Genomic DNA, 23,011 nt, shown 5'->3' with positions numbered 1-23,011 from the left:
ATTCATCGGAATAACCAGAGGTTTTTCCAATGTCTATTCTATGGGGTGCACTTCACTTAATCTCTCGGGATTTTTCGTGGTCAGCAACCCATTTTACAAGATTTCGTAAGAATAGGGCGAGTAAACAACCCGTCTAAGCCACTCCAACATATGATGGCATCATCACGGTAAAGGAGTTGTTATCATGGCGTACAATCACTGTGATCGGAATCAAGTCAGTCCGATCGAGAGAGAACCAATCGTCGTTTATCAAGATGTATGCGAGTGCGAGTGTATCCCCGTTATCCAGCCGATTGAAGTCGTAAGACGCGTTCATCGGGTTCCTATCTTCAGACCTGTGTGTGTATTCAGAGAAGGACAGCAAAACCAAACTGGCGTTCAATTTCCAAATGAAACGCAAGAAGGCGTATTTAGCAAAAATATTCGCCGCAAGCATAAGACAAAGAAAAGCAAAAAGCGTTAATCTCCCTGCTCTCCGTTAAACACTTTCCTCTCTTTATCAACGTTTCCGTTATGCGAGAAGGGCCGCAACACGATCAGCGGCCCTTGTCGTATAATCTTCATTTATCGAATAAGGCAAAGCGAAAGAGAAGCTTCCCGCTACTTTCCATAGATCTCAAAGTAGCTATCGAATATCTCTCTGGCAATCGGTGCCGCACCATAGGCGCCAAAGCCGCCTTCTGGCACGACAACTGCCACCGCCAGCTTCGGATCTTTCGCTGGTGCATACGCAATGAACACTGCATTCTCTACGATGCCGCCTGACACCCATTGCTGCGAGGTTCCTGTCTTCCGAACGACCTCGTAGGCTGCATCTTCGAATCCATGCATATTCACCCTCTTCATGCCGTCCTCGACTTCCTTCCAATACCGGTCCTCAAACTTGATCTCACTTACAACTTCCGGCTTCACCTCTTGAATCGTATTGCCTTTAGAATCGGTTATATGCGTGACGAATTGGGGTTTGAGTCTCTTGCCGTGATTCGCTAGCGTTGCCGCGTACTGTGCCAATTGAAGGGTCGTATACTTGCCCTGCTGTCCAAAAGAAGCATAGGCGAGTGCCGCCTGGCCTGTCTGGCCTTCTTGCATGTAGTCAAGAACCCCTTGTGATTCACGGGGAAGTCCACTGCCCGTGTCCGAACCAAGACCGAACGCTTTCATATAGCGGTCCCAGATCTCTAACCCCTTCTCTTTCCCGTACTTCATATACAGCGGATTGCCGATCATATCGATCATAAAAGCATTGGAAGACTTCGCAATTGCCGTAGCAGGGTCCATGCGGCCGTAAGCATGCGAATCCGAGTTCGCGATCGGCGTCTCGCTTCCCTTACGCCCAATCACAGCATAACCGATATCCTGATAGTACGTATCGGTTGTAATCAGCTTCTCCTGAAGCCCGATTAATACCGTAAGCGGCTTAACAGTGGAACCCAGATAGACGAGAGATGATGGATGGCGGTTGTTTTCCTTCTTGTCCCCATAATCCTGAAACACCTCCGTAATCGTTCCATTATTCATATTGGAGCCGATCTCGCGAAGCTGCTTCTCTGTAATCCCATTGCGCCATATATTGGGGTCGTATTGAGGGACATTCGCCATCGTGATAACATTGCCTGTCTTTACTTCCATGGCGACTGCATAGCCCGTTTTTGCATTTGGCGCTCGCTCTGACCTGAGCGATGAATGCTGCAATTTCTCCAAATGCTGCTCAATCTTCTGCTGCGTCCGTTTTTGGATAATGGGATGAATCGTTAAATGAATATTGTTGCCCTTAACGGGCTTTTCAAAGTCTCCGTCCCCAACAATACGGCCAAGACTGTCCACGATATACGTTTTCTTGCCGTTTTCACCTTTCAGCACACCCTCATACATATACTCTAACCCAGCAACACCTACGGACTCCGTATCCAAGTAAGTATTCTCCGTCTCTGGCGAGTTTTTCAGCTTCTTGTAATAAGGATACCGCTCCATATCAAGCCCGCCGTAGCGCCCAAGATAGCCGACCAGCTGAGGGGCAAAAGGAGTTGGATCATACTGCCTTATGCCTTCTTCCAGCACCTCAAAGCCCGGAAACTCCTGCTTATGTTCTAAAAAATAGGCGATCTCATGCTTCGTTAGATCAATCTTGATCTGTCGAGGCAAATATCCAAACGTCCGCCTCCCTTCAACATCAAGCTTCTTGACGATCTCAGCGACGCTCATTGATTTCTTTTTGTCCCCATATGTATCCAGGACTTCCTTCAGCCTTTTTGCCAGTTCCTGTACCTCCTCTTCTTTGTACTGCTTCTGAATGCGAAAGTACAAAGACTGCGTCGGCGTCGAATAGGCAATACGCTGATTTGCTGCATCATAGATAGAACCTCTGATAGAGGCTATATAGGTAGGATTCTGTCCGATGTCCTGGGCTTTTGCCTTCAATGATGCCCCTTCTACAAACTGTAGAATCGCCAAACGCACGACCAGAATGACAAACACAAGGAAAACGGCGAAAAAGAAGATGCTTGTACGCATAGACAGCTTTTTCTTTCGATTAATAACATGCTCTTCAGTCTCATGCTGAAGCATTGACATGATGGATACCACTCCCAATTGAATGGAAATATTTATATATTAGTATAAAAAAAACGATCCATGAAGTCCATCACATCCAGCATCAAGCGATTAAATATCCTTTTTCAAATAATAATGAGTGTGCCCGCCGGCATTCTCTAACTTTCCGTAGACGACAAAGCCATTCTTTAAATAAAAGTCCAACGCCTGAAAACTAAGCGTGTCCAGCTTAATAAAGTCACAGCCTTTCGCCTTGGCAAGCTTCTCTGCCTCCTCTAAAAGTTGGCTGCCATAATGCTGACCGCGGAGCTTCTCATCCACAAACAAAAACTCCACCTGCATCCAGTTGCAGAAGATCTCCCCGATAAGCCCCCCATATAATTGGCCATCCTCATCTTTGACCATCAGATGAACCTCTTGATAGTTATCCCTAAGCTCCTTCGGAAAATGCAAACCGTTGAATTGAATCATTTGCTGTACCACATACGATCGGTTGCTTTTAGATGGTTCATTTACAATATGTTGTTTCATTGCTGTCCCTCCTGCTTCTTGTCCTTCTGCGATAACATGCTTATTCTAGTCTAACAGGCTTTAACCTACTATTCGTTATAATCCTTCCTCATAATAAAATCATCTCGATCTCGTTACTTTTCCTGTTTCGAATGGGGAATGAATGCTTATATAATCCGTAAACTAATACCATGCATCTGAACATCGATGGAGGAAATGCCTAATGTCACCTATTACGCTAAAAGACAAAGAAGTGAATATCGCCATTCATCAATTCGTCTTCCCATTCTCGATCCGCAAATCAGCCTATAAAGAGATGAGAGAAGACCTGCGGAAGCGCGGCTTCGTTCCTTTCGACATTCGGAATGTTAAGCTCGAAAATGCGTTTTATGGCTCGGGATATCAGATCTCCCATCGTGAGCTGGAGCATCTCTTTTTGCCGTTTACGAACCAATTTCTATTTCCTGCAAACAGTCAGGATGCCTTGAGCTTTCAGCGCTTCTCCAAGGTCATCGGCAGCGACTACGAGATGCTTACCCCTAACAGCATTTTGCCGTTTCATATTCATTCGGTCGATATCATCTTGTGTCCATATGAGATTGGCATGTTTACGATTCGGACGGAGCTGACTCGCCCCTGCACCTTTAGCGAATCGCTGGAGTTCGCCAAAAGGTTCCGAGCGCTTGAGAACCTTGAATCAAAGGACGAACTAAGCTATGTAAAAAGCAGCACAGCGATCTATGATGAGATTCTGTCCTTTTTCAATGAGGAGCTTCTTCCTGATCTTCTTCACTGGATGGATGATGAAGACCATGAAGATACATCCTTCGAGCGGCTTCCTTTTTTTATCAATGAACGAATGTTTTCCATCAGTCTCTATGGGCTCTATGCTGATGAGACCATTACGAGTGCCGATCTGTTTCGCGCTGTTCGACTTCATGGCTATAATGCCCAAAATGAAGCTTACATCGGCTCTAGCAATCAGGAATTCATCGCTGAATTTGTAAAGCGTCGTACCTATGAGCGGTGGGCACCGAATACCTACTATGTGGCAGACGAGCATGTTCTGAGCTGCATCACGAATGCCTCACATGGACGAACCGTTACACTCGCAAATGAAATGTACGGGCGGTATTACTATGTCTTCTTGCTGAATTTGTTTCACAAGATCGTGCTGCTCAAACTATCCAATCACTATGGGAAGCTCCAGTTAGATCGCAATCGCGACCGAGTTGAGGATCTGATTCGCGGAATCACGCTGTTCTCATCCCGCTTTTATTACCGGGAAATGGTGTCGGAATCCCAGCTTCAAGATATCTTTCAGCTGCTGCGCCGCATGCACGGCAATGATGAGCTCTTGAAGGATGTCAAGCAAACGCTCTCAGCGCTGTATGATTATCAGTCCAATGCAACGGGCAAGCGCTCTGACTATATGCTGCGTATTCTGACGATATTTACGGTGATTAGTGGGATATATGGAATGAACCAGGTGATTGATGATCTTAAATATCCAATAAAATGGAATCATGCTTTGCATTACTCCGTTTTTGAATACCTAGCCTTGTTCGTAACCTTTATCGGTATCGGGGTAAGCCTGGTACTCACGATAACGACATTATGGGGGATTGCCAAGACATCGCTCCGCAAGCGGAAGCAGTAGCTTGTGCATGGATCTTTACATACTAAACGGTTCGCAAATGGATTAACAGCACTAAAAAACTCAAGATTAAACCGAGCTGTATCATGCAACAGAAAAAAAACGCCGCATGCCGATAGCCGCCCGCAGCCGTTGAGATGTTTCAAGCTATCACAAATGACGGTAATGATGATTAAGATCAAATTTGATTGATCGTCTCATCAAAGAGATTACAACGCATGATAGGAGCTAGAACCATGACAACCCATAACCCATATCGCAGAGCAATAGAAATATGTAATGAGGTGATTGAATCATGTAATATCTGCATTAGCGCAACCTTACAACAAGAAGATTTGTTTAAGCGCATCCCCATCCTCCGACAGCTCCGAGACTGCGTCGATACATGCATGCTTACATTGTCTCTTATGACTCGCCAGAGTGAATACTCGGTAGAAGTGTGCAAGCTTTGTGCAGATGTAGCCTTATCGTGTGCGGATTTATGCGCTCGGATCAATGAGCCATACACACTAGAATGCGAGGAACGCTGCCGTAAGCTGTGTACGATCTGCCAAGAGATAGCAGCAGCATAACTAGACCTGTAGAGAAAGGAATTCCTACATGATCACGATCCTGCATCCCACATAGCAGCTAGGCGTTATCCATTAATTACTCCTCGGGTAGCCCTAGCTGTAATTCATTTTTTGACCGTGCAAGATTGTGCTGTTCAAAATAAACTCAGCTGCTTAGGGGCCATTGGCGCTGCATTCTGACCTAGTAGCTGCATAAACTGCTTCGCATTCGCCGCAGCGTCGCCGCCTGAATTATTGTTGAAAACGACCACTACTCGCTTCGATTGCTGCTCTAACAATCTTACTCGCTGAGCCCACTCTTTTAACTCATCCTCGGAATATCGATACAGGTACCTTACCTCACGCCAATCCTTATCATCCTGCTTCAGCCAACCAGCATCATTACGTCCATGGAATCGAACGAGAGTCATTTCCTGATCTGTTGCTTCGAGTACAATAGGAACAGAGCCTTCTGACACTTGCGGCTCGTCACATACGCTATGAATCCACTGTTCATCCTTCATAAAGGAGAGTGTTCTCTCCCTCATCTCACCCTCAAACCAGCTTTGATGCCTAAATTCCAATGCGACAGGTACGTCCTGGAGCCACTCTCTTGATCTTCGCAAAATATCAACATGAAGACGTGAACAGTCAAACCAAGGCGGAACCTGGACCAGAACAGCAGCGAGTTTGCCAGCGTCCTTTATGGGTGATACCATCTGCAAAAAAGCTTCAAACATCTCCTTGGCTGTGTTGAAATGAGGCTTATAATTGCGATGCCCCGTCATACCTTGGTAGGCCTTCACGACAAAGCCGAACTCTGGCGGTACCGCTTCAATCCATCTTGCGACAACGGACTCTGTTGGGATGGCATAGAAGGTACTGTCGCATTCTACAGTGTTAAAGTGACTGGCATACAAGGACAGCTTGTCCTTGGCTCGTGTTCCTTGAGGATAAAGATCATCATGGTCTCCCCATCCTGCTAATCCAACGTTTATCATGTCTTCCTCCCATGTTGTCCTGTGGTTTAACGAGCGAATGATATTGCTTCTCATATGTTACTATACATCCTTAAGGAATGTACAATATCTACAAAGGAATGATTCTTCGCTTGCTGAAAAAAAGAAGCAAGCACCCCTAAGTCGTGCTTGCCTCGTACATGCGAGCAGGACTGCTCCGCTCTTAACCTCAAGGATTCCATTGCAGTAAGACATCCACTTTGCAGCATTGCAAATCATTCCTGCTTCGCTTGAATGTAATTCGTATCGCGTCAGGGGTAAAAGCCGGTTCTACCTTTACCTGCTGCACCTGTGACAGGATCAGCCGCTCCACTTCCGGTGTGTTCCCTCGCTGCGCAGCATCCATCAATTGAGCCGCATAGGGCTTCGAATCGCGGACATGGGCAAGGAATTTGCCGATTTGTTCAATCAGCACAAGCGAGGTTGTTGCTGATGTTGAAAAAGTATCTGATTGAACCGGCGGGTAAGGATCAGGTCTTGACCAACTGCGGCATTCTCTTTTTGACTGCATCATCAAGGATTGAGGCTTTGAATGAATGAGCGGCTTTCCCTTTTGGGCTCGCTTGGTGCCGTTCCTTTTCATAAAAGAGACTCCTATCATCATTCGTGTTATACTTGACAGCCTATGTGCATCATCCATGATTGGTGACTAACGGCTAGCTGCGCATGTAGTCTTTAGAAATGACCTTTAGAAGATGCTAAGGTCGAAATTGCTCGACAGCGTCTTCAGCAAATGCACTCCAGCTACACTATTGCCCTTCTCTTCAAGTGCAGGCCCAATGACGCCAATGCCTGCTTGACCTGGAATAAGGGCTAGAATTCCGCCGGATACTCCGCTCTTTGCAGGGAGTCCGACTTGTATCGCAAACTCGCCCGACTCATTATACATCCCGCATGTTACCATAAACGTCTTCGTTATTTGAACAAATCGTCTCGGAATGAGCTGTTCCCCTGTCGCCGGATGCTTGCCATGGTTCGCAAGGATCATGCCGATCTGGGCAAGATGCCTGCAGTTGACCTCTATCGCGCATTGCCTAAAATATACTTCCAGTGTCTCTTCAACATCGTCCAGTAAGACACCATTATCCTTCAGGTAATAAGCTAGAGAGCGATTGCGATGTGCGGTCTCTCGTTCTGATTGATAGACGGAATCGTTCCAGATCAAGGTGTCATCATCAGCAAGCTTTCGAATAAAGGCTAATAAGCGCTCATTTTTCTCACTAGGCGTAGCGCCATCGATCAAGGATGCGATCATGATCGCGCCTGCATTGATAAATGGATTGAAAGGCTTGCCTGGGTCGACGAGCTCCAGCTTCAAGATCGAGTTGAAATCGTCTCCTGTTGGCTCCATTCCTACCTTTTCAAACACTCGCTGTTCCCCTACATCCATTAGGGCAAGCATAAATGAGAATACCTTTGAGATGCTTTGCAAGGTAAATCGAAAGTCGCAATCCCCTGTATGAACACATTCCCCATTGAATCCAGTTATGCTTATGCCAAGCGTATGCTGCGGCGCGGCTGCAAGCCCAGGTATATAGGTTGCCACCTTGCCTTGAATCGCTTCCTTGCGGCTTTCCTCCAGCCACTTCGGCAGTACCTGCTGTACCATTTGCCAATCCATCGTTATTCACACTCCAATTCAGCATACCTATACGTTTCCATTGATGCTGGAAGTTGATTCATGCAGCATTTTGCTTGTTGTTATGGTATGATTATCTTCTTGTTGGTGAAGTTTGACAATAGATTCAGGAGTGGTTTTGTCTATGGCACAATTATATTTTCGATATGGGGCAATGAACAGCGGCAAGTCCATTGAGATCTTAAAGGTGGCTCACAATTACGAGGAGCAGAATAAGTCTGTGCTGATCTTTACATCTGCGCTGGACAGCAGAGATGAAGTCGGGTATGTATCCTCAAGGATTGGTATCCGAGCAAAGGCGATTCCGATTCATGATGACACTCATATTTATCACATCGTTGAGAATCAAACCCAGAATCAGAAGATTTCCTGCGTCCTTATTGATGAAGTGCAGTTTCTCAATAAAGATCAAATCATGCAGCTGACAGACATTGTAGACGATCTACATATTCCGGTAATGGGCTTTGGATTGAAAAATGATTTTCAGAACGAGCTGTTTGAAGGCAGCAAGTATATGCTCCTTTATGCAGACAAGATTGAAGAAATGAAAACGATATGCTGGTTCTGCGAGCGAAAGGCCACCATGAACCTGAGAATTGATGAAGAGGGGCGTCCGGTTTATTCGGGGGAACAGATCCAGATCGGCGGCAACGATTCCTATTATCCGGTATGCCGCAAATGTCATAAGAACCCACCACTATAAGGAATGATGATCTCGCCTCATTGAAATTTGTACAATTTAATAGGATCACAACAAAGTGCATGTACGATTGTACATGCACTTTGTTCATGCTCATTATTGATATTTGCGGACATGCCACTCAGGCTCATGAGTCAGCAAGAACTCGTCCGTAGTCAGATACAAGGGGATCGACGGCTTCTCCTTCAAGTAGTGGCCTTGAATAAGCTGATCATAATGGATCTGGCGATTCCGCGAGCCTTCTACAACAGGCAGCTTCGGATTCTCGTCCATATAGTCATCTACCGCCGCTTGAACCATATCCAGGTAATACGGAATGTCTTTATCCTTCTCTTCAAACAACTGATAGGTGAAACGGGACATATAAAAGCGTTGATCACTTCTCCCACCCAAATATCGAGTCAAGCGCGACAGGTCTATGCTTTGATCCTCCCGGAGCAGCTGCGTCCGGTTGATGGGATCAGGCATATCATGCTCCCACGCATTAATGGCTTTGCGAACATCTTCAATGGATACTATAATATGCTTGTCTTGCTTAGGGTGAGACGTTTTATTTCGAGTAAATAGATTGTTGAACCATTTCATCTTAAACATCTCCCTTCTTTGAAAAACAAGCGACCCAGCGTTATCAAGAATGGTATCGCTTACAATTACATTATAGCATAATTTCTAGCATTTGTGGGAGTAATAACGAATTGCCATTAAAAGGTGGCATTCCTATCAACCAGTGTTAATTCACAAGATGGACAGATGGCTTCCGTAGGCAATACTTTCGTTTGACAACCTGGGCAGGTCTCCCATTCTATACCCGAAGATACCGACTCCTCTCCATGTAGGTTAGGTTCATCGATGATCGGAGGATATTGATCCAACAGATTTTTCACATGCATGCCATCCACGCTCAATACGCGAAGCTCCTGAGGATCAAACCAATGAAGCATTCCCTCTTCATCGCTTACGCATACCTTCGGAATCTCTCCCTGCTCGATATTGGGAAACAAGCTACCGCCTACTGCACTTGGTGATTCCGAGCGATAAACCCCATATCCTGTTCCGACTAATATAAAATTACGCCGTGTTGACGTATGTGTCATGATTATCGCCATCCCTATTCCCTCCGGCTTCATCTTTATAACACTGTACGTCATACACGGCGCAATTGTTTCGATTAGAATTGTCGATCTTCTTACAATGTGGACGATACGGTTGAAGCAGACTTCTCTTCTCGGATCTGCTTAGCAGTTTGAACCATATGTCTCAAGGCTTCGATCGTTTCATGCTCGTTGCGCGTCTTGAGTCCGCAATCCGGATTAATCCAGAAGGTCTCAAGCGGAAGCACCTCAAGCGCTTTATGAATAAAATCGACCATTTCCTTGACTTCAGGAATGCGCGGACTATGAATATCATAGACGCCAAGTCCAATGCCAAGCTCATACGTATGCTTGGCAAACACCTCTACAATGTCTCCGCCGCTTCTCGCTGTTTCGATCGAGATGACATCTGCATCCATCTCTTTGATCAGCTCCAGCATATCGGAGAAGTCGCAGTAGCACATATGCGTATGAATTTGTGTATCAGGACGTACACCGCTGGTCGCAAGCTTGAATGCCTGCACCGTCCACTGACGATAAGCGTCCTGGTCCTCAGGATGGAGCGGCATGCCTTCTTTGACCGCTGGCTCGTCAACTTGAATCATCCCGATGCCTGCTGCTTCCAAGGCTTGGATCTCCTGGCGAAGCGCCCAGGAGAGCTGGAATGCGGAATCCTTACGCGGGATATCGTCGCGAACGAACGACCAGTTCAAGATGGTAACCGGTCCTGTCAGCATGCCTTTCAACGGCTTCTTCGTTAGCGTTTGGGCATATTCCGATTCCTTCACCGTCATCGGCTCTGTAAAGGCAACATCACCGAACAAGATTGGAGGCTTCACGCAGCGTGAGCCATAGGACTGAACCCAGCCATTTTTAGTAAATACAAATCCTTCCAGCTTCTCGCCGAAATACTCCACCATATCTGTTCGCTCAAACTCACCGTGTACGAGAACATCCAAGTCCAACTCAAGCTGAATATCAACCCAACGCTTAATCTCGCGTTCGATATATTGCTCGTACTGAGCGGCCGTTATCTCTTCACGACGGAATTTAAGGCGCTCTCTTCTCACATCCGCACTCTGCGGCAAGCTTCCAATCGATGTGGTTGGAAGAATTGGAAGCTCCGGCCAACGTTTCTTCTGCTCGATCTGTCTTTGGCTGAATGGAATACGAGTGCTCGCTGCTGCATCCTTGCGCGCTTCTGCGAGCTGTGCCAGCATTTCAGGGCGCTTGCGCTCTGGTGCATTCAGCCACGTCGTCATGATGCGCGCACTGTTGTCCAGTGCGGCTTTTGTTCCTTCCGTCTCAGCCTTCAAGTGCGCTGCAAGCGTCTGAATCTCCTCCAGCTTCTCATCTGCTCCAGCTAATACCGGCTGGATATAAGCTGGCAGCGTATCTTCGTTGCTCAAGGTCAAAGGAACATGCAGCAGGCTGCATGACGCTTGAATAATCCAGGAATCCCTTGATACATACGGCTCAACATGCTGCTGCAGCCAATGATGCGCGCGCGCAAGATCTGTTCTCCATATATTGCGGCCATCGATAATGCCTACAGCAAGCGTTTTGTCTGCTGGGAAGCCATGCTTCTCAAGAGCTTGGAGATTTCGCGAGCGGCCGTGCACAAAGTCCAAGCCAACCATCTCGACTGGCAAGGATACGATATCTTTATAGTTGGCTACACCTTCGAAATAGGTTTGAACCCACAGCTTCATTGGACCAGCTGCGTGACGAAGCTTCTCGTAGATCGCACGGGTTTGATTAAGCTCTTCCTGACTTAATTCATGAAGGAATGCAGGCTCATCCAGCTGCAAGACGTGAACGCCGCGCTCCTTAAGCTCTGTAACCATTTGCACATATACATCTGCAAAGGCACCAAGCACGCTGGCACGGTCTGACGCCTGTATTCCTTTCATCAGGCGAACAAATGTATAAGGACCAACAACAACAGGCTTGACATTCGCTATCTCGATTTGAGTCGCAGATACAGCCCGTTCAATGGCCGCAAGCGGGTAATTATACAGAAGCTTAGGCGTCTGATGTTCCCACTCAGGCACAATATAATGATAGTTTGTGTTAAACCATTTGGTCATTTCGCAAGCAGCTGACTGCACTGTTCCGCGAGCCATTGCAAAGGTTAGCTCCACAAGAGCATCAGCAATCGCCTGTTGATTAGAACCATTGCCGCTCTGGCTATTCAGCTTCTTCTGTACCGATGGCGTAAGGAATCGTGAAGGAATGATATTGAACATGATCGCGGTATCAAGGACATGATCGTACCAAGTATAATCATTGACTGGGATGTGCGTTAGTTCCAATGAAGCCATTTTTTCAATACGCTGCTGTTCAATATGATGAAGTTCTGCTGTTAATTCCTCAACGGAAGATTTTTGCGACCAATAACGCTCCAGTGCCTTTTTCCATTCGCGATTGTACCCAATGCGCGGGTAGCCTGAAATACTTGTCGTCAACCGATTGTTTTGCTGATCCATTGTAAGGGACTCTCCTCTTCTACCACTCATATTTAGGACATGCAGTTACTCTTCCTGTCACATTCCGCGCATGCAAAAAACGGGCATTCTAGTCCCTTTAGGAAAGACTAAAATGCCCGTAAACGAATGTGTCATATACATACTTGAATAATGCGAACAGAATGCGCAGCTAAAATAACCTAGCATGCTGCTTCCCTCTCGCCTTCACGCGGTTCACGAAACACCTCCCTATCTCCCGTAGGTACCAACAGTGCTGTCAGAACAGGCAGGTCTCCTGGCTTCAGTATCATCGATGATATCCGCCTTCCCAGTCTTTACGACCAGTGGCCAATGGAATTCATCTCCTCTGTTACAGTGGCGGGACCGCTCCGGGCTTGCACCGGCTTCCCTATTAAGCTCTGACGTAACCCAGAGCACCTGTTCTCCATATTCAATTGGCAACTGGTATCTTCGACCAATTGGTACTGATTATATACGTACTTGTGCGCATGTGCAATAGATAGTTGACCTGCGCCATTTATATCTTAATCCAATTCAGTAGATGAAGCGTGACGACGGAAGACAATTTCCTCTCTCTCTTCTGCAATCGTTAATGCCTCTTCTTCCACGAACCAAGTATCATTTTGCTCCATGAAAAAGGAAATGCCTTCGATCTCAACTAATACCGCAGGATATCTCGGGGAATCCTTCATAATTCCAAAGGAATATGGGCCGGATTCGCTAAATCCACTGTATCGTACAAAGATTCTTACTGTATCTCCTGCTTGGAATCCCCACTCCTCCTGGAATCGTTGAACCGCTTCTGGTGTAACTCGTAGTATCAATGTGTTCATCCCCCTTAATAGCGAAAAGAGTCGGTAGTCTAGCTGGATATCCTATTGATGAACATCCACTACTAGGATCATAACACGTTCTGGTCAACATTTACATCCTGAAGAGCAAGCATTTTCGGTATTTTCATGAAAAATGTCATTGAATATTCTTATGCTTTAATGTATAGGATGACTCGAGAATGAGAACTCCATATTAAGAAAAAAGAAATTCCTATGCCTGCTGAATGGCAAGGTCATAGGAATTTACGTTCTTATGTTCAATTAGGCTTGAACAACATCATAGCCTTGATCTTCAATTGCTTCCTTGATCGCATCTGCTTGTACAGCATTCTCGTCATAAGTCAGCGTAACCGTCTTATCTTCAAGGGATACCTCGCCTTTAACTCCAAGCTCTTGAACGGCTTTCTCTACCGATTGCTTGCAGTGTCCGCAGCTCATACCGTCAACTTTCCATGTAACTGTAACCATTTGCTTGTCCTCCTCGATGTTCATGTCTATATGTGGATGATAAAATTGTTGCTGTTTATTATAAACATGGTTAATTATCACTTCATTAGCTTGTTCATCGTGATGAGCAGCTCATCCAATACTTCTTGCTCCCCATTCTGAATGCGCTCTACGACACAGCTCTTCATATGTCCTTCCAGCAGGAGACGGCCTACAGCATTCAATGCAGACTGTACGGAAGCGATCTGATGAAGTACGTCGTCACAATACGTATCTCGTTCAATCATCGCCTTCACGCCACGAACTTGGCCTTCAATCCGATTCAACCGATGAACGAGCTTCTTCTTCGTCTCTTCAGAATGATGGCTCTTGCGCTCGGAGTGGGATCCGCAGCATGACTCCTGCTCGCCATGACTGGATGCGTGTTCGACTTCGTTCTGATTCAATTCATTCACGGGTATCCCTCCTTCTGCCCTTATTTTAACATACCCCCATACCCTATACAAGAAGATATTTTATATTTTTAATGAATTAGGTTAAAATTAAGATGAATTTAATTCCAATCATGGAGTGAAAGGGGTCGCCATTTTTTATGACACCATCAGCAAAAGTATCACGTGTAGCCTTAATTGGATCAGGATTCGTAGGAGCGAGCTATGCCTTCGCCATGCTCAATCAGGGAATTGCCTCTGAACTCGTTATCATCGACTTGAACAAGAAAAAAGCCGAGGGAGATGCTATTGATCTCAATCACGGCATTCCTTTCGCAAGTAATATGAGAATTTGGGCTGGAGATTATTCGGATTGCAAGGATGCAGATATCGTCGTCATTACGGCGGGAGCGAACCAGGCACCTGGAGAGACAAGAATGGATCTCATCAGCAAGAATGCGGCTATTTTCAAAAATATCGTCGATTCCGTAATGCAGTCTGGCTTTGACGGCATCTTTATCGTTGCGACTAACCCTGTAGATGTCCTTACATACGCAACTTGGAAATATTCCGGACTCCCTGCAAACCGCGTTATCGGCTCGGGCACGCTGCTTGACAGCGCTCGTCTTCGCTTTGAGCTTGGCAACAGGCTTGAAGTCGATCCTCGCAGCATTCATGCCTATATTATGGGTGAGCACGGAGACACTGAGCTTCCGGTATGGAGCCATGTGAACATCGGAAGCATGCCGCTCGCTGACTATACCGAGCGGCATAACGGCCCTACTCAAGAAGAGCTTCAAGAGATCTTTATTAATGTACGGGATGCAGCGTATCATATCATTGAACGCAAGGGTGCCACCTATTACGGTATTGCGATGGGTCTTGCACGATTGACAAGAGCGGTGCTGCGCAATGAAAACAGTCTTTTGTCCGTATCGGTCCTGCTGCAAGGCGAATACGGCCTGGATGATCTTTACATCGGTGTGCCTGCCGTTATTAACCGTCATGGGGTTAAAGAAATTATCGAACTGGATCTTTCCGAAGAGGAACTGCGCCAGCTTGAACATTCGGCAAGCGTTCTTAAGAAAGCAATCAGCACGATCTTTAACGACTAGTCAGGGAATCTGATCGAATGCAAGCAAGGATTCGTCAGCTTTCGCGGCTAATCAACACGATCTTATCCGATTAGCCGGCAATTGGCGGATCCTGCGCTTTCCCGAGAAATAATGGGCCATGTTAATGGTCAATACCGTGTTCTAGCCTTCCTGTCGACCGTACCATAGAATAGCTTGATTATCATGAGTAATGGCTTGTGTATTCATAGCCTATCATGTGATTTGATCGATCATTGCCACTGGTGATGTAACGGCAAATATACGAAAAAAGTCTCTTCCCGCTGCAAATGAGGAAGAGACTTTTTCATTTTTTATTAACGAAGAAGTGCCCTGCAGCGTCCCGGTCTAGCTGCTCTAAAGGTCTCTACATTGCCTTGATCCGCAACGGTCACATATACAGTACAGCCATCTTCACCGCCAAAGGTAAGATTCGTACAGTTTTTACCCGTTAGTTGAATCTCCTCAAGCTGTTCGCCTTCCGGAGAAAGGACAACAACAGTACCTTTTCCAAAACGAGTCACATAGAGATTCCCATCGACGTCACAGCGCATGCCGTCCATGCCATAATCGTCAAATTGCTTAAATAAACGCTTGTTGCTGATCTCGCCACTCTCACTGAGATCATAAGCCCATATACAGCGCTGAACCGACTCATTCACGTACAGCACATCCTCGTTCGGGCCTACTTCAATGCCATTGGTCGTACCCATATCCTTCTCCAAAAGCATTACAGCTCCATCCGGCGTTATTCTCCAGATCTGGCCTGTATCGTTGCTCCAATTCGGGTCACTTGCGAACACGATGTCATTCGCCATGATACAAATATCATTGGGCTGGTTCATTCCCGCTTCATGAGCATGAACCGTGACTTCGCGTGTATGCATGTTCGCCTTGAGGACATTATGCCCTGTATAGTCGGCCATCAGCATGCTTCCATCACGCATGAAGCGAATGCCGTTCGCAATGCTGCCTTCCGGCAGCTCCAAGAAGACCGAGCATTCTCCTTCTGGCGTTACCTTCCCGATGGTACCTTCGCGCTCATAATTGACGGCGTAGAGATTGCCTTCCGCGTCGCAAGCTGGTCCTTCAATTCCAGCTGTAAAGCCATGCGGCGGCGTAAATACCTCGCTTGAACGAAGCTCCTTGGAATGATGTTGATCTACGGATGAGCTCATGACTGTCTCTCCTCTCCTTCGGTAGAGAAATGATTAGAAGATTAAACCGATATAAGTTCCATATCCACCTATAATCATAACCAGCAATTTCCTCAAGCGTCAATCCGTTGATTCGTGTGCATCCTCATCTTGCATCAAGGATCTCCATTTGCTCTTCTGCTCCACATGCTCTTCGATAAGATCCCGCTTCAGCTCCCAAGCCTTTGTGCTGTAGTCCACATGGTAAGGCTCAGGGTTTCGCTTGCGAAGGTACTCCGGCCAGAACATCGCGAGCTGGTCTTCATGATAAGCACGGATATCCTCAAGAAGCGGTCGATCGTATACAAGCGCTCCATTGCGATAAATAGGTTCTAACAATCGCTCGACCAAATAGTGATCCACATACTTGTGCATGTATGGATGAAGAGGATCAAACAGCTTCAAACGGCGTTTATGCTCGACGTCATCCTCTTCCGACAAGCAGATATAATCCGCTACCGCCTTCTTTTTCTTCGGATGAATAATGCGGTAAACATCCTTTTTGCCCGGATACGTTACCTTTTCAGGATTCGCCGAAATCTTAATAGTAGGCTCCATCTTGCCCTCAATCTCACGCTCAACAAGCTTGTACACACCGCCAAGCGACGGTTGGTCAGAGGCCGTGATCAGCTGCGTTCCCACTCCCCAGCTAGTAACCTTGGCTCCTTGCATCTTCAGATCCGCTATCGTATTTTCATCCAAATCATTCGAGGCTACGATCTGGACATCATGAAGACCTGCGGCATCAAGCAGCTTTCTCGCCTCAATCGAGAGATAGGCAAGATCCCCGCTATCGAGTCGAATAGCCAACAGACGCTTGCCCTTCTCTTGAAGCGCATGTGCAACTTGAATCGCATTCGGGATTCCGCTGTGAAGCGTATCATACGTATCAACAAGCAAGGTAACTTGATCCGGCAGCGCTTCAGCGAACTTCTCAAAGGCATCCCGTTCACTCGCAAAGCTTTGCACCCAAGCATGGGCATGGGTCCCCTTTGTTGGAATCCCGAATCTTCGACCTGCGAGCATGTTGGAGGTTGCATGAAAGCCGGCCAGATAGGCTGCACGAGCTCCCCACAGCGCAGCATCGGCTTCCTGCGCTCTACGGGTGCCAAACTCCATGAGTATATCGTCCTTCGCCACCTGCTTAATACGAGAAGCTTTTGTGGCGATTAGGGTTTGGAAGTTCATAAAGTTGAGAAGCGCCGTTTCGATGAGCTGCGTTTCAAACACACGGCCTTGAACGCGAATCAACGGCTCGTTTGCAAAAACAAGCGTACCTTCCTTAACTGAGTCTACATGGCCTTTGAACTGGAACTCACGGAGCTCCTCCAAAAAGCCCTCGTCATACTGCTCCTCTTGCTCGCGAAGATATTCAATGTCCTCGTCTGAGAATCTCAGCTTCTCCATATATTCAATAATGCGTTCAAGACCTGCAAATACGGCATATCCGTTGCCAAATGGCATCTTGCGGAAGAATGCTTCAAATACCGTCTTCTGATTGTGTGTTCCCTGCTTCCAATGCGCATACATCATGTTGATCTGATATTTATCGGTATGTAAAGCCATTGAGCTGTTCATGTGTGAGGCTACCTTCTTTCCTGTCATTCCTGCTGTGTCTATGTTTCGATCCCTGTCATAAAACGTTATTCAACGGCTTCTCCTCCGCGAACGATCGAGGCACCGAGCGTATTCTTCATATGAGCAAGCGCAAAGTCATGAGCCTGTCCATTGAAGGTTGCGACCGCATCCTCGTGAATAACAACGTTATATCCCAGATTATAGGCTTCAATCGCGGTATGCAACACACAAATATCGGTACATACCCCAACAAGATGCACCTCTTTTATTTGTCTTGCTCTTAATCTTTGGTCTAGATCAGTTCCGCAGAAGGAACTGTATCTTGTTTTATCCATCCAGTAGATCTTATCCTGATTTCTGTTATAGATGTCCATGAGTTTTCCGTATAAATCTCGCCCCGACGTTCCTCTTATGTTGTGCGGAGGAAACATCTTTGTTTCTGGATGATAAGGATCGTTCTCATCATGTACATCAACCGCCATGACAATGTCGTCTCCTTGATCCACGAATTGCTTAACGAGCTCTGCCAATCGATCTTCAATTGCGATAGCAGGGTCTCCGCAAGGAAGTTTGCCTACTACAAAATCCACCGTGTAATCAATAACGATTAAAGCTTTCATTAGAAACACTCCTTCTCTCCATATTATTCATGATATTACATATTGATCTTGAATAAGACCGTCCATCACTCAAGCTTATTTACGGTGTTCGTAAGGCGCGAAAGGTGCCTGTTGCAATTGCACAAACCTGGCCTCGTAAATCTAACACCTCAGCATAGCAGGTCAAGGTCTTGTGAGAGCCATGAAGAACACGGCCGATTGCCCTCGCCTCATCGCCGATCAAGGGCGCAACAAAGTGAACGTTCATGTTGCTGGTCACCATAGGAACGCCTTTTCTGGTTGAACCTGCGATGATGCCCATCGCATTATCCAGCAGCGATGAGATCACGCCGCCATGAACAATCCCCATGCCATTCAGGTGGTGCTTCACAAGAGGGAGCCGAAGTTCAACCTGCTCCTCTGTTAATTCCACGAGCTCGCAGCCCAGATATCCCCAGAACGTCGTTTGCTCCTTCTCTGCCATTGCTTCAAGCTCTTCCTTGGTATATGACACTAAAAAGCACCTCCTGCTTCAATGCTGCCTATATGATAAAGATTGACCGGCCAATCGTAGCGATGACCGGTCAACTTGCAATCTTTGCTTAAATCTACATTACCCGAATGGTACCTATCCAATCAAGTCTAAATGAATATTCTCATGGTTCTCGGTTCGCTGCAGATTGTCGTGCCTGCTCTTCTTCCGCAAGCTTGCGGCGAAGGACTTTCCCTATAATGGTCTTCGGAAGCTCCTTGCGGAACTCTACAATCCTTGGGATCTTATAAGACGAGAGCTGAGCGCGGCAGAAGCTGATCAGATCATCCTCGCTTACATGTGCTCCATCCTTTAGTACAACAAAGGCCTTTACCGTTTCTCCTCGGTAAGGATCCGGGACGCCAAGCACAACCGCTTCTTTGACATCTGGATGCATAAATAAGATTTCTTCAACCTCGCGTGGATATACCTTAAAGCCGCTCGCATTAATCATATCCTTCTTACGATCAACGATGTAGAAGAAGCCCTCTTCATCCATTTTCCCCATATCCCCCGTATACAGCCAACCTTCCTTCAAGACGGCTTCTGTATCCTGCGGGCGGTTCCAATACCCCTTCATTACCTGAGGCCCTTTCACGATGAGCTCTCCAATCTCGCCTACAGGAACTGGATTTCCAGTATCACTGTCCACTACCGCCGCTTCCGTATCCGGGAAGGGAATGCCGATCGATCCGAGCTTCCGGTACCCCCACAAATTGTTCGCGTGGGTAACTGGAGAAGCCTCTGTTAAGCCATAGCCTTCAATGAGCTTCCCGCCTGTCAGCGCTTCAAACGTTTCCTGAACCTCTAACGGGAGCGAAGCAGAGCCGCTTACACAAGCCTGAATCGACGTAATATCGTAATCCTTAACCTTCGAATTATGGTTGATGGCGATGTACATCGTAGGTGCGCCAGGAAAGATTGAGGCTCTATGCTTGGCAATGCTTTTTAGAACCTGCAAGGAATCAAACCTTGGATGGAGAACCAGTGTTCCGGCTAAATAAATCGCTTGGTTAAGCAGTACCGTTAGGCCAAATACATGGAAGCAAGGAAGTGCTGCCAGAAAGATCTCCTCGCCCTTCTTGGATCGATAGAACCAGTTTGAAGATTGGATCGTGTTTGCAAGCAAATTGAAGTGTGTCAGCATGACGCCTTTCGCGATGCCTGTCGTTCCACCCGTATACTGAAGAAGCGCAATATCCTCCTCTGCATCCACCTCTACACAGACCGTGTGTGGCTGTGAACGACTTAGAAGACGTTTGAAGCGATGTACAGAAGGCAGTTCAGGCACATGCTGTCTAATCCCCTCAGCCTTCGTTTTTACCTTATATGCAATATTTTTAGGAAATGGAAGATAATCCGCAATCGACGTTACGATGATATGCCTGAGTTCTGTGAGTTTTTTGACGTGGTCAATTCTTGGATAGAGGATATCAAGAGCAATAATCATGCTTGCGCCGGAATCCCGCAGCTGATTGGACAGCTCACCCTCTTTGTATAGAGGGTTCGTCATGACGACAATGCCTCCATACAGCAAGATGCCAAAGTAGGCAATAACCAATTGCGGACAATTAGGCAGCATAAGAGCAACGCGATCTCCCCTTCGAAGGCCTAATGCGCGGAGTCCGTCTGCTAAGCTATAGGCGGATTGAAGCAGTTCCTTGTAGGTTATGCGAGTGCCCATGAATTCTATGGCGAGCTTATCTGGATGCCTGCTCGCAGTGTCTACGAGCAGGCGTCCAAGATTATGACGAGGATAATCGAATGAAGGGGCGACTTCAGACGGATAATGATGCAGCCACGGCCGATCTCCGTACATGTCAATCCACTCCTTCTCACCATTAACGGTGTTAATGTTCTGTACAAGTTGATAAATGACGCATACTTGCCACATCAAAGCCATAATCCTTGCAATTGCAGTGGTTCAAGACTCTCTTGATCGTGAATAGAATGAGGTTAATTCGTCCAAGCGATATGATGGCATATTCCCATAAAGTCAGAAGAAAAGATTAAAGGTTTGGTAGAATAACATATCGCTCTTGTGATACGACCTGTGCTGCGATATTGCGCTTGAGGGGCGTCAACGATACGGCAGGTGTTTTCACGAGTTTTTTCAATAATGAGAGTTGTGTACGCAAAATATCGCCAGCAGCGGTGTAGGCAAGCACCTCTTTTGCAATGCTCTCCGCCTCGGCTAAGCTTTCACGAAGGAAGATCAGACTCATCGCAGCAGCATAGGCTGCTCTTTCCTCTCCGTAGAGAGCAATCAGCTTCGCTGTGCGAAGCAGGGCGCTCTCTGCTGCATAGATCGCAATAATAAGATCGGCAAGGTGCGACAATACCTCCTGCTCCTCTTCGATCTTCGTGCCGAATCTCTGAACTGCTGTTCCTCCCACAAAAAGAAACATGGTCTTTAACTGTGTTAAGTATCCCTGCTGCTCTGCAAGTGAAGCATGAGGGGCTTCTGGAATCAAGATGCTGCCTGTCAGCTCCTGCTGGAGCGATTCCAGCCGCTCAATCAGCGGCAGCTCGCCCTTCATCGCTTTTTTAAGCAGCGTTCCAGGAATGAGCAGTCGGTTGATCTCATTCGTCCCTTCAAAAATCCGGTTAATTCTCGCATCTCGGTAAATGCGCTCCACCTTATATTCCTGGGTATACCCATATCCACCATGAATCTGAACAGCCTCATCCGCAATGTCATGAAGCGCCTCACTGGCAAATACTTTGTTGATGGAGCACTCCAAGGCGTATTCTGCAATCGCCTTTGCAGCCGCACTTCCTGATTGCTCCGCCTGACTGTCGAGCGCCTGAAGCTTCCGATCGATGAGTCCTGAAGTGCGGTAGACCATGCTCTCCAGCACGTAGGTACGGATATTCATATCTGCCAGCTTCTGACGAATGAGAGGGAAGGAGCTGATCGGCTTGCCAAATTGCTTGCGGACATTCGCATAGGAGCTTGCAAGCTGCACGGTTTCTTTTGCTGCGCCAAGACAGCCTGCGCCCAGCTTAAAGCGGCCGATATTCAAAATATTAAATGCAATTAAATGTCCTTTCCCTATCTCTCCAAGCACATTCTCGACTGGTACGATCGCCTGGTCGAAGAACAGTGGACAGGTCGAGGAGCCCTTGATCCCCATCTTCTTCTCCTCTGGACCAACACTAAAGCCCTGTGTTCCCCGCTCCACTATAAATGCCGTAAATTGCGTACCGTCAATCTTCGCATAGACGATAAATAAATCCGCAAAGCCGGCATTTGTGATATAAATTTTAGAACCGTTCATGATATAGTGCTTGCCGTCCTCAGACAGCTTAGCCGTCGTCCTTGCTCCTAGCGCATCAGAGCCTGAAGCTGGCTCTGTTAAGCAATAGGCCGCAATTCGTTTGCCCGCTGCGAGATCCGGCAAGTAACGCTGCTTCTGTTCTTCGGTTCCAAAGAAAACGATAGGCAGCGTGCCAATGCCGACATGCGCCCCTATTGATAACGCAAACGAAGATGACTTTGCCAACGACTCATTAATAATGGTGGAGCTCACCTTATCGAGCCCTAAGCCGCCATAGGCCTCAGGGATGTCTGCAGCAAGGAGTCCAATCTCTCCCGCATCCCGCATCAGCTTAACGGTGAGATCATAGTTTAATTTCTCGATCTCATCATCGTACGGAAGCACGTCTCCCTCCACAAAGGCTTCTGTCGTATCGCGGAACATCCGCTGCTCCTCCGTAAAGTCCTCCGGTGTGATTACCTGCTCAGGAAGCGTTTCTTCGATTAGAAAGCTGCCTCCAACAGGGTGTGACGATGTAGACATCTTTGTGCTCCTCCTCTTTTCAATCGATGATTACAAACTCGCTCATGCAGAACTCAATCAATATAGAAATAGATCCTGTATACAGGCAGACATTTAAGACTGTTAGTTGGTTAGTAAGAGATCAGCTTGAACGTTATCCATGTACTTCAAACAGCCCCGCCGCGCCCATGCCGCCGCCAATGCACATAGAGACAATACCGAGGCCGCCTCCTCTTCTAGCCAGCTCTTGTATGAGGCTGACCGACAGCTTTGCTCCTGTACAGCCAAGCGGATG

21 protein-coding genes, 1 pseudogene and 1 riboswitch are annotated in these 23,011 nt (G+C 47.0%); of the genes and pseudogenes, 4 read left to right on the top strand and 18 right to left on the bottom strand.

Going from position 1 to position 23,011, the window contains the following annotated elements; translation table 11 throughout:
- Window positions 1-184 precede the first annotated feature (184 nt).
- A complete protein-coding gene (locus I2H74_RS08775) occupies window positions 185-463 on the top strand; it encodes a hypothetical protein (protein ID WP_195573347.1) in 279 nt (92 codons plus the stop codon).
- Between the two features lie 137 nt (window positions 464-600).
- Here I2H74_RS08775 and I2H74_RS08770 read toward each other — a convergent pair whose 3' ends face one another.
- On the bottom strand, window positions 601-2,571 hold the full coding sequence (locus I2H74_RS08770) for a peptidoglycan D,D-transpeptidase FtsI family protein (RefSeq protein ID WP_195573345.1): 1,971 nt from the start codon (window positions 2,569-2,571) through the stop codon (window positions 601-603).
- Window positions 2,572-2,661: 90 nt separating this feature from the next.
- A complete protein-coding gene (locus tag I2H74_RS08765; RefSeq protein ID WP_195573344.1) occupies window positions 2,662-3,081 on the bottom strand; it encodes a GNAT family N-acetyltransferase in 420 nt (139 codons plus the stop codon).
- A 202-nt stretch (window positions 3,082-3,283) separates the two neighbouring features.
- On the opposite strand from I2H74_RS08765, the gene I2H74_RS08760 reads away from it, so the two are divergent.
- Window positions 3,284-4,720: a hypothetical protein gene (locus I2H74_RS08760; protein ID WP_195573342.1), complete on the top strand. Its 1,437-nt coding sequence runs from the start codon at window positions 3,284-3,286 to the stop codon at window positions 4,718-4,720.
- Between the two features lie 703 nt (window positions 4,721-5,423).
- Here the strand turns inward: I2H74_RS08760 and I2H74_RS08755 are convergent.
- The 3 genes from I2H74_RS08755 to glsA form a co-directional block, all read right to left on the bottom strand.
- Window positions 5,424-6,269, bottom strand: a complete 846-nt coding sequence (locus I2H74_RS08755; protein WP_195573340.1) for a DUF72 domain-containing protein — start codon at window positions 6,267-6,269, stop codon at window positions 5,424-5,426.
- 187 nt (window positions 6,270-6,456) lie between these two features.
- A complete protein-coding gene (locus I2H74_RS08750; protein WP_195573338.1) occupies window positions 6,457-6,870 on the bottom strand; it encodes a hypothetical protein in 414 nt (137 codons plus the stop codon).
- 105 nt (window positions 6,871-6,975) lie between these two features.
- Window positions 6,976-7,908, bottom strand: a complete 933-nt coding sequence (glsA, locus tag I2H74_RS08745; protein WP_195573336.1) for a glutaminase A — start codon at window positions 7,906-7,908, stop codon at window positions 6,976-6,978.
- A gap of 142 nt (window positions 7,909-8,050) precedes the next feature.
- On the opposite strand from glsA, the gene I2H74_RS08740 reads away from it, so the two are divergent.
- Window positions 8,051-8,629: a thymidine kinase gene (locus I2H74_RS08740; RefSeq protein WP_195573334.1), complete on the top strand. Its 579-nt coding sequence runs from the start codon at window positions 8,051-8,053 to the stop codon at window positions 8,627-8,629.
- A 93-nt stretch (window positions 8,630-8,722) separates the two neighbouring features.
- Here I2H74_RS08740 and I2H74_RS08735 read toward each other — a convergent pair whose 3' ends face one another.
- From I2H74_RS08735 to I2H74_RS08710, 6 genes are all read right to left on the bottom strand, one after another.
- Window positions 8,723-9,211: a DUF3939 domain-containing protein gene (locus I2H74_RS08735; RefSeq protein ID WP_195573332.1), complete on the bottom strand. Its 489-nt coding sequence runs from the start codon at window positions 9,209-9,211 to the stop codon at window positions 8,723-8,725.
- A 116-nt stretch (window positions 9,212-9,327) separates the two neighbouring features.
- Entirely contained in the window at window positions 9,328-9,732 is a 405-nt protein-coding gene (locus tag I2H74_RS08730) for a hypothetical protein (protein ID WP_195573330.1), read from the bottom strand.
- An 80-nt stretch (window positions 9,733-9,812) separates the two neighbouring features.
- Window positions 9,813-12,206 (bottom strand): 5-methyltetrahydropteroyltriglutamate--homocysteine S-methyltransferase, encoded by a 2,394-nt coding sequence (gene metE, locus I2H74_RS08725; protein ID WP_195573328.1) that lies wholly within the window; start codon window positions 12,204-12,206, stop codon window positions 9,813-9,815.
- A 246-nt stretch (window positions 12,207-12,452) separates the two neighbouring features.
- Window positions 12,453-12,642: riboswitch (cobalamin riboswitch) on the bottom strand.
- Window positions 12,643-12,730: 88 nt separating this feature from the next.
- Window positions 12,731-13,030, bottom strand: coding sequence for a HesB/YadR/YfhF family protein (locus I2H74_RS08720; RefSeq protein WP_195573326.1), 300 nt, complete (start codon window positions 13,028-13,030; stop codon window positions 12,731-12,733).
- 270 nt (window positions 13,031-13,300) lie between these two features.
- Entirely contained in the window at window positions 13,301-13,507 is a 207-nt protein-coding gene (locus I2H74_RS08715) for a copper ion binding protein (protein ID WP_195573492.1), read from the bottom strand.
- Between the two features lie 77 nt (window positions 13,508-13,584).
- On the bottom strand, window positions 13,585-13,932 hold the full coding sequence (locus I2H74_RS08710) for a metal-sensitive transcriptional regulator (RefSeq protein ID WP_195573490.1): 348 nt from the start codon (window positions 13,930-13,932) through the stop codon (window positions 13,585-13,587).
- Window positions 13,933-14,078: 146 nt separating this feature from the next.
- Here I2H74_RS08710 and I2H74_RS08705 point away from each other — a divergent pair, with 146 nt between their 5' ends.
- Complete coding sequence (locus tag I2H74_RS08705) at window positions 14,079-15,032, top strand: L-lactate dehydrogenase (RefSeq protein ID WP_195573323.1); 954 nt, start codon at window positions 14,079-14,081, stop codon at window positions 15,030-15,032.
- Window positions 15,033-15,346: 314 nt separating this feature from the next.
- Here the strand turns inward: I2H74_RS08705 and I2H74_RS08700 are convergent, their stop codons facing one another.
- The 7 genes and pseudogenes from I2H74_RS08700 to I2H74_RS24555 form a co-directional block, all read right to left on the bottom strand.
- The gene (locus I2H74_RS08700; protein WP_195573321.1) at window positions 15,347-16,207 is read right to left on the bottom strand and encodes an SMP-30/gluconolactonase/LRE family protein; all 861 of its coding nucleotides are present in this window, start codon (window positions 16,205-16,207) and stop codon (window positions 15,347-15,349) included.
- A gap of 99 nt (window positions 16,208-16,306) precedes the next feature.
- Window positions 16,307-17,803, bottom strand: coding sequence for a nicotinate phosphoribosyltransferase (locus tag I2H74_RS08695; RefSeq protein ID WP_195573488.1), 1,497 nt, complete (start codon window positions 17,801-17,803; stop codon window positions 16,307-16,309).
- Between the two features lie 65 nt (window positions 17,804-17,868).
- On the bottom strand, window positions 17,869-18,423 hold the full coding sequence (locus I2H74_RS08690) for a cysteine hydrolase family protein (protein ID WP_195573319.1): 555 nt from the start codon (window positions 18,421-18,423) through the stop codon (window positions 17,869-17,871).
- Between the two features lie 79 nt (window positions 18,424-18,502).
- A complete protein-coding gene (locus tag I2H74_RS08685; RefSeq protein WP_324254031.1) occupies window positions 18,503-18,916 on the bottom strand; it encodes a PaaI family thioesterase in 414 nt (137 codons plus the stop codon).
- A 142-nt stretch (window positions 18,917-19,058) separates the two neighbouring features.
- Complete coding sequence (locus I2H74_RS08680) at window positions 19,059-20,753, bottom strand: long-chain-fatty-acid--CoA ligase (RefSeq protein WP_195573484.1); 1,695 nt, start codon at window positions 20,751-20,753, stop codon at window positions 19,059-19,061.
- Between the two features lie 190 nt (window positions 20,754-20,943).
- Window positions 20,944-22,737, bottom strand: coding sequence for an acyl-CoA dehydrogenase family protein (locus I2H74_RS08675; RefSeq protein WP_195573317.1), 1,794 nt, complete (start codon window positions 22,735-22,737; stop codon window positions 20,944-20,946).
- Window positions 22,738-22,870: 133 nt separating this feature from the next.
- A pseudogene (locus I2H74_RS24555) lies at window positions 22,871-23,011 on the bottom strand (acetyl-CoA C-acyltransferase); the annotation flags it as partial.

The sequence above is a fragment of the Paenibacillus sp. 1001270B_150601_E10 genome (assembly GCF_015558675.1).
Taxonomy (GTDB): Bacteria; Bacillota; Bacilli; order Paenibacillales; family Paenibacillaceae; genus Paenibacillus_B.
This window is presented reverse-complemented; position numbering and strand designations above follow the sequence as displayed.

What these genes read in the sequence shown, in the direction of transcription:
- glsA (WP_195573336.1), bottom strand. Translation starts at nt 7,908, where the DNA reads ATGGATTGGCAAATGGTACAGCAGGTACTGCCGAAGTGGCTGGAGGAA.
- I2H74_RS08715 (WP_195573492.1), bottom strand. Translation starts at nt 13,507, where the DNA reads ATGGTTACAGTTACATGGAAAGTTGACGGTATGAGCTGCGGACACTGC.
- I2H74_RS08755 (WP_195573340.1), bottom strand. Translation starts at nt 6,269, where the DNA reads ATGATAAACGTTGGATTAGCAGGATGGGGAGACCATGATGATCTTTAT.
- I2H74_RS08750 (WP_195573338.1), bottom strand. Translation starts at nt 6,870, where the DNA reads ATGAAAAGGAACGGCACCAAGCGAGCCCAAAAGGGAAAGCCGCTCATT.
- I2H74_RS08675 (WP_195573317.1), bottom strand. Translation starts at nt 22,737, where the DNA reads ATGTCTACATCGTCACACCCTGTTGGAGGCAGCTTTCTAATCGAAGAA.
- I2H74_RS08705 (WP_195573323.1), top strand. Translation starts at nt 14,079, where the DNA reads ATGACACCATCAGCAAAAGTATCACGTGTAGCCTTAATTGGATCAGGA.
- I2H74_RS08700 (WP_195573321.1), bottom strand. Translation starts at nt 16,207, where the DNA reads ATGAGCTCATCCGTAGATCAACATCATTCCAAGGAGCTTCGTTCAAGC.
- I2H74_RS08760 (WP_195573342.1), top strand. Translation starts at nt 3,284, where the DNA reads ATGTCACCTATTACGCTAAAAGACAAAGAAGTGAATATCGCCATTCAT.
- I2H74_RS08690 (WP_195573319.1), bottom strand. Translation starts at nt 18,423, where the DNA reads ATGAAAGCTTTAATCGTTATTGATTACACGGTGGATTTTGTAGTAGGC.
- I2H74_RS08735 (WP_195573332.1), bottom strand. Translation starts at nt 9,211, where the DNA reads ATGAAATGGTTCAACAATCTATTTACTCGAAATAAAACGTCTCACCCT.
- I2H74_RS08730 (WP_195573330.1), bottom strand. Translation starts at nt 9,732, where the DNA reads ATGGCGATAATCATGACACATACGTCAACACGGCGTAATTTTATATTA.
- I2H74_RS08775 (WP_195573347.1), top strand. Translation starts at nt 185, where the DNA reads ATGGCGTACAATCACTGTGATCGGAATCAAGTCAGTCCGATCGAGAGA.
- I2H74_RS08680 (WP_195573484.1), bottom strand. Translation starts at nt 20,753, where the DNA reads ATGTACGGAGATCGGCCGTGGCTGCATCATTATCCGTCTGAAGTCGCC.
- I2H74_RS08765 (WP_195573344.1), bottom strand. Translation starts at nt 3,081, where the DNA reads ATGAAACAACATATTGTAAATGAACCATCTAAAAGCAACCGATCGTAT.
- I2H74_RS08770 (WP_195573345.1), bottom strand. Translation starts at nt 2,571, where the DNA reads ATGTCAATGCTTCAGCATGAGACTGAAGAGCATGTTATTAATCGAAAG.
- metE (WP_195573328.1), bottom strand. Translation starts at nt 12,206, where the DNA reads ATGGATCAGCAAAACAATCGGTTGACGACAAGTATTTCAGGCTACCCG.
- I2H74_RS08740 (WP_195573334.1), top strand. Translation starts at nt 8,051, where the DNA reads ATGGCACAATTATATTTTCGATATGGGGCAATGAACAGCGGCAAGTCC.
- I2H74_RS08695 (WP_195573488.1), bottom strand. Translation starts at nt 17,803, where the DNA reads ATGAACAGCTCAATGGCTTTACATACCGATAAATATCAGATCAACATG.